A 5,844-nucleotide genomic window follows, 5' to 3' on the forward strand; every position below is an offset into this window, starting at 1 on the left:
ATACAATATGAACCAACCCTACATATTGGCGGCAAAAGCAAGCATACGAAGAACTGATCAAGGAAATCAAATAACAATGAAAATAGATGAAGAAATTTGTATTGCCCCTTACTATGAAGAAATAAGATTACTTGTATTGCCCGCTTTTTCCATTTGTGAGAAACACGAAAAATAATTTGATGAATATATTGATAATTTACTTTTTATCCCTGAATTACACTAATATTTATAAAACAACAACGAAACACATTTTCAATCTCTTCTTAAAAATTTAAGTGATTTTTTTGAAAAATTAGAAAAAGAATGACACAAAAATAACACATCTCCGATAAAAAAGAAGAAACCAAAAAAAATCAAACAAAAGAAAGCGGAAGTAGATAAGGTAAAGATGAAAAAAATAAATAATAAAGATACTATCAATCATAATTTAATGATTGTCGATGTTGATTTACAAAAATGTTTGAATTGTAGTTTTGTCATCCAAAAAGTTGATGATAAGTGATTTACTATCAATATGGGCGATAATAACTGCGGTAAATAATAAATTGTGTTATAATTTTTTTACCAAGATATTTTATATCTTTGGTATGTTAGGTTACTCTAAATGTATCAAGTATCAAATATCAATCTTAATTAATCTTCTCTTTTAAAAATAAAAAAACTAGATATAAAAATATATATCTAGTGTATAATATTTGTGTAATTAAATATTGTTAATAAAAATTTTGTGATACTAAATTGTATATAAAACAATTTAGTATCGTGGAAACACTAACAACAACTAGCGTTTCCACCGACAATTTTAACATATTTTACTGGGGTGTTTGTTTGTCCTTTGGTAAAATATGTTCAAAAATTTCGTGTGGGAATAGTGCGATGGTGCTATTCCTATTTTTATTTTTTAGAAAGGAATACATGAAATGAAAAAACTACTAAACATGTTAACCATAACAACATTGACAGCAAGCGTTCCTGCGCCGTTGTTAGCAAATACAACATTAGAAAGAACAAAACGCGATGTTGGCGCAACTGTCAAAGATGTCACAACTGGTTTTGACATAAAAATAAAAGAAAAATGAAATTGACAAAAAGTTAAGGCACAAAATGAACCTTTTAGGAATATTGATAATAAATGATATTTTGTTATTTGAAGAGCACAAAAAGGAAATAATTGAGAAACAACTTTTTTTCTAAATAATTCTGATAAATCTAGAACAATAGAAAAAACCTTAGCTCTTACTAACTTAAGAGGTTTTCTTGATTTATTTGCAGGTGGAGTTGGTGGTGGTTTAGAAAGAGTTTGAAGCAATGATAATGGTACATATTTTAAATCAGTTTATTGTTGAAATGGAAATGATAAACCAATAATGCCAATAATTAATACTAGTACTGGTGAAATAACTAATTGAAATCAACCAACACAGAATGATTTTCAACAAGGAATTTTGTTTTCCCTTGCTGAAAATGATAAAACGGTGAAGTGGTCTAATGCTGGTATGCGTTTAACGGTGGATGGTGAAACTAACATCAATATTGATAACCCAAATGTTACTGAAGTTTTATGAAATGGTGTTAAACAAAATATGTTAGATCACAAAGTAAATATCAATGTGACACCTGAAACTAGTGAAAAGACCCATAAATTAGTTATCAAATATGATATTAATGGGACAAAATACACAAGTGAAGATATTGATGTTGTTATGGCGGCAAAAATAGAACCGCTCAAGCCAATTGTTAAAGAAAATTTAAGCGATGTAATTAAATTTGGTGATGAGAATAATTTAGGTAACCTTGTTGATAAGAATGACAGTACTATTTTTTCGGCAATTACACAGAAAAATGGACGCATTGTTGATTTTTCACAAATTGAAATAACAAATAAAGATAATCACTCTGCAACTTTAACCGCAAAACCAGATAGCAAGAGTTATAAAGGTTCAGTTGATGTTAAATACAATTTTTTTCCCACAATTGTGGTAAAAGCAAAAATTGATTTAACATCAACGGCAAGTGGTGTTCAAATAGATAAAGATTATCTTGGTCAAATTGATACAAGTAATCTCACAAACCCAGTTAACACATTCTATTATGCAAACGGAAAAATTGTTATTAAAATAAAACAACCACCAAATGGCCGTGTCGTAACTGGTTTTCTGTATGGTTGTGATGAAAATTGAAATAAAACATCACAATCAACACCAATTGACCCAGTGAGTGGTTTAGAAATTGATAAGGGACAATATGGTTCAGTTGATGGTCGTTATTTGATTGAATTGCAACATCAATATTTTTCAACGAAGAATAATTATTATTTGCAAGTATCAGAGAAACAATTGGTAGCACATTATTGGGATACACCAAATGGCAAAAAATTTGAAGAGTGAGCAGAAGATAACGGAGAAAAAAATATCCGTGGTTCTAGTGCCAGTCAATTAAATACTTTGTTTGAAGTATCGAAGACTTGAAAACAAAGTTTAGCTCACTTAGATTTAAAGTTAGATAACTTTTTTGTTGATAACATCCAAAATGTTAGTCAAGATGAAATTGATAACTATAAAACAAAACTACTTGCTGGTGTAAAAGAACAAGTTGAAAAATATGTGCCTGATGTTGTAGAAAATATCGACTATGTTATTAGCGTTGATAATCTTGTTGCGGGTGATTGAACAACAAGCAAAGATGTAAAAGTTCAATCAGTTAGTGGTAGTACAAAACTGTTAAGTTTTACCGCCAAAACAATTCCGGTACAGCAAAAAGAACAACCAAACCCAATAACTCCTAATCCAGAACCAACACCAGATAATAACAAAAAATATGGTTTGGGTATTTGGGCTATCTTTGGAATTGTTGTTGGTTCGCTGGCAGGACTTGCTCTTATTGGGTGGTTGTTTAAACGGTTTGTGATTAATCCGTTTATTTTAAAACCAATCCGCGAGAAAAAAGAAAAAGCCTTTGTTGCAAAAACAGAAAAAGATATTGCCCAAATGAAAAAAGATGATGAAGAATGAGAAGCAAAACAAAAAGGAGATAAATAAAGATGACTTTCTTAGCTACAAGTGGTGTAACTAGCTTACAAGAAATCGGTAACAAAATAATTTCTGTTGGAATGCCAATTTTAATGGGATTAGCAGTAACAATTGGTATTGTTATGGTGGCGTATTATGGCATTGCTGGTAAATTTGCCAAAAACGCCGAACAGCGCAGAGAAACGATTGCTCGCGTAACTTGGGTTGGCGTTTGTTTGGGAATTGTTATTCTTGCAAGTGCGATTGTCTTGGGTCTAAAAGATGTTATTTTAGGCATTGCATAAAAGGGGGAATTAAAAAATGGTGCAAAACAAAAAAGGGTTAAAAAACCCTTTCGGTGTTGGCAAGTCGACCAAGATAAAGCCAACATCATTTAAAAACATAATAGCCATTGTAAATAATATGATTAAAAAAATGGCTATCTTTTTTATTATAGCATTTTTGCCGTTGATGTTAATAGTAGTAATTATTGTTGTAATCATTGCGGCGATGATGGCAATATTTACCCCTGACACAATAAATCATTTTACTAGTACACATGCCTCAGAATTGTTTATACAATATAGTCAAACGGGAAGTGAAAGTGGGGGTGACGCTCCAAGTTGATTGTTGGGTAAAATTATGGACGCGGTCTTTGCTATCTTATATATTATTTTTATAAAACCCTTGTTATGACTTTTAAATAAATTCCAAGACATAATTTATTTTATGTCGGGTGGGAATTTGGCAAATCGTTTGCTGTTTGAAAATAATACTGTTAGTGGCGTGCCGATGTTATTTATTGTGATGTTGTCCATTGCAGGAATAATATTGGTTTTGTTACTTGCGGTTCGCGCGATTGAAATAATGTTGGCGGATGAAAAACATAGCAAGTTAAAAATAACATTACGCAATATGATTTTATTGTTTGTTGCAATTCCGACAATACCCATTATTTTTTATACTTTGAATATTATTGTTAACTTGCTAACCCAAGCAATAATGCAAGCAAGTAACTTGCAGCTGCAAAATATTGGTTTGTTTATCTTTAATTCGTCGTTTGATAATGGAATGCACGACTTTGATTATGTGCTAGCGAGTTGGACATTTAAAGATAGTGGGCATTTTAATTATTTGTTATGTTTGTTTTCTGAGGGCTTTATGATTTACATTTTCTTGTTGATTGCATTATTCCTATTTTGGCGAACTGCGGAATTATTAATTCTTTATGTTTTATCGCCCGTTGTGATAGTTTCGGCAATTCAAGATGAGGGACGAAGATTTAAAAACTGAAAAGAATTAACGGTTGCTCGTTTTATTAGTTTTAATATGGTGTTCTTGGCGTATAGTTTGTTCTTATGGAGTATGTCGGTATTCGCGGAAATTGGCAAAGCCATTCCCGACCAAACAACAAGACCAATTTTTACTTTATTAGGTATTTTTGCGTTTGGCATTGTTGTTGTTAAATCACCACAACTATTATCATCGTTGTTGGGTGGTAATACATCGTTGAGTGAAGGTATTGGCAACATAATGGGGTTGAAAGTAGCAACCAATGCTTTTATGGCTGGTGGGGCGTTGACAGTGGGTGGTGTTCGAGCCAGTTATAATTTAAGTAAAAAAACTGCTCGTGGAATTGGGGCGGTTCGTGCTTATCACGCCGGTGCGAAAGAACACGGATTTAAAAATGTTGCCAAGGCACAATTTAAAAACGCATTCACTGGCGATTATAAAAACCAATATAGTAAATCATCTGAAAAAATCAACCAGTGATTTACTGATAAATAAAAGTACTGTAAAAACTATAAGAAAAAATAAAAAATAGCATTAAGAGAGGTAAATAATTATGGAAAAAAATAAAGCACGCATTATTACAAAACGAGCAAGTAAAATTCGTTTTACGATTTCGAATGCACTTGGTGGTATTGGTAAAGTTGAAATTGGAATTATTGTAATTGACTTTTTAATTACAGCATTGATTTTTTCTTTCTTATTTAAGTATCAAATAATTGCTAGTGTACTTATTACGATTTTTATTTGATTAATAAGTTTAATTTTAATGTTTCCAACCAAAAACGGTACTAAACTATACAACGTTATTTGAACAGCATTCAAATATATTTTTGTTAAAAAACACAATAACGATGTTTTAAAAATTAGTCAAATTAAAAAAATAGAAAATAATGTTATTACTTTTTCAAATAAAGTTGCAGTTGTGTATCGCATTGAAGCGGTTGATATTTCTTTGGCTAATCAACAAGAACGCGATATCCCTATTTATAAATTATCTAGCATTTTCAAAACAATAGATATTGATTTTGAAATTTGTAAAATTCAAACCCCATATGAATTTAACGAACAAATTAAACATATTGATAATTTAATTGAAAAAGAAAAAACTGAGTTTAAAAAAACTCAGTTAACAAATTTAAAAAAATGATATTTGAATTTGCAATACGGTAATCAAAAATTAAAAACTGCATACTTTTTAATGATTACCGGTGATAATGTGGCTTCAATAAATCAAAAATTAAGATATGTTATTAATGAATTTGATAATAACATTAAATTTATTAAAGCAACATTGGAAGAAACAAGTTTATTAGTTCAACGCAATATTATTCCGACGAATAATGTTGTTGATAAACCACATAAAATTAGACAATTTGCTAATTATGTGACAGTTGATAGTAAATTTATTTCTTATTTAACTATATCACAATATCCGTTGTTGGTACCTGATACTTGGTTGGGTTTTCTTGCTAATTTGAACAATGTTAATGTTAATATGAAGGTTCATCATATTTCAGAACAAGAAGCATTGAAATTGCTTGAC

Annotated in this window: 4 protein-coding genes; all 4 read left to right on the forward strand. The window is 30.4% G+C overall.

What is annotated here, in order from left to right; translation table 4 throughout:
• Window positions 1-920 precede the first annotated feature (920 nt).
• Entirely contained in the window at window positions 921-3,038 is a 2,118-nt protein-coding gene (locus tag TS70_RS05730; RefSeq protein ID WP_198049681.1) for an adhesin, read from the forward strand.
• 2 nt (window positions 3,039-3,040) lie between these two features.
• Window positions 3,041-3,313, forward strand: coding sequence for an Mbov_0395 family pilin-like conjugal transfer protein (locus tag TS70_RS05735; RefSeq protein ID WP_198049682.1), 273 nt, complete (start codon window positions 3,041-3,043; stop codon window positions 3,311-3,313).
• A 16-nt stretch (window positions 3,314-3,329) separates the two neighbouring features.
• Complete coding sequence (locus TS70_RS05740; RefSeq protein WP_198049683.1) at window positions 3,330-4,796, forward strand: Mbov_0396 family ICE element transmembrane protein; 1,467 nt, start codon at window positions 3,330-3,332, stop codon at window positions 4,794-4,796.
• Window positions 4,797-4,854: 58 nt separating this feature from the next.
• A partial coding sequence (locus TS70_RS05745) for a hypothetical protein (protein ID WP_198049684.1) occupies window positions 4,855-5,844 on the forward strand: 990 nt, incomplete at its 3' end.

The sequence above is a fragment of the Spiroplasma sp. hyd1 genome, from assembly GCF_016082235.1.
Lineage (GTDB): Bacteria > Bacillota_I > Bacilli_A > Mycoplasmatales > Mycoplasmataceae > Spiroplasma > Spiroplasma poulsonii.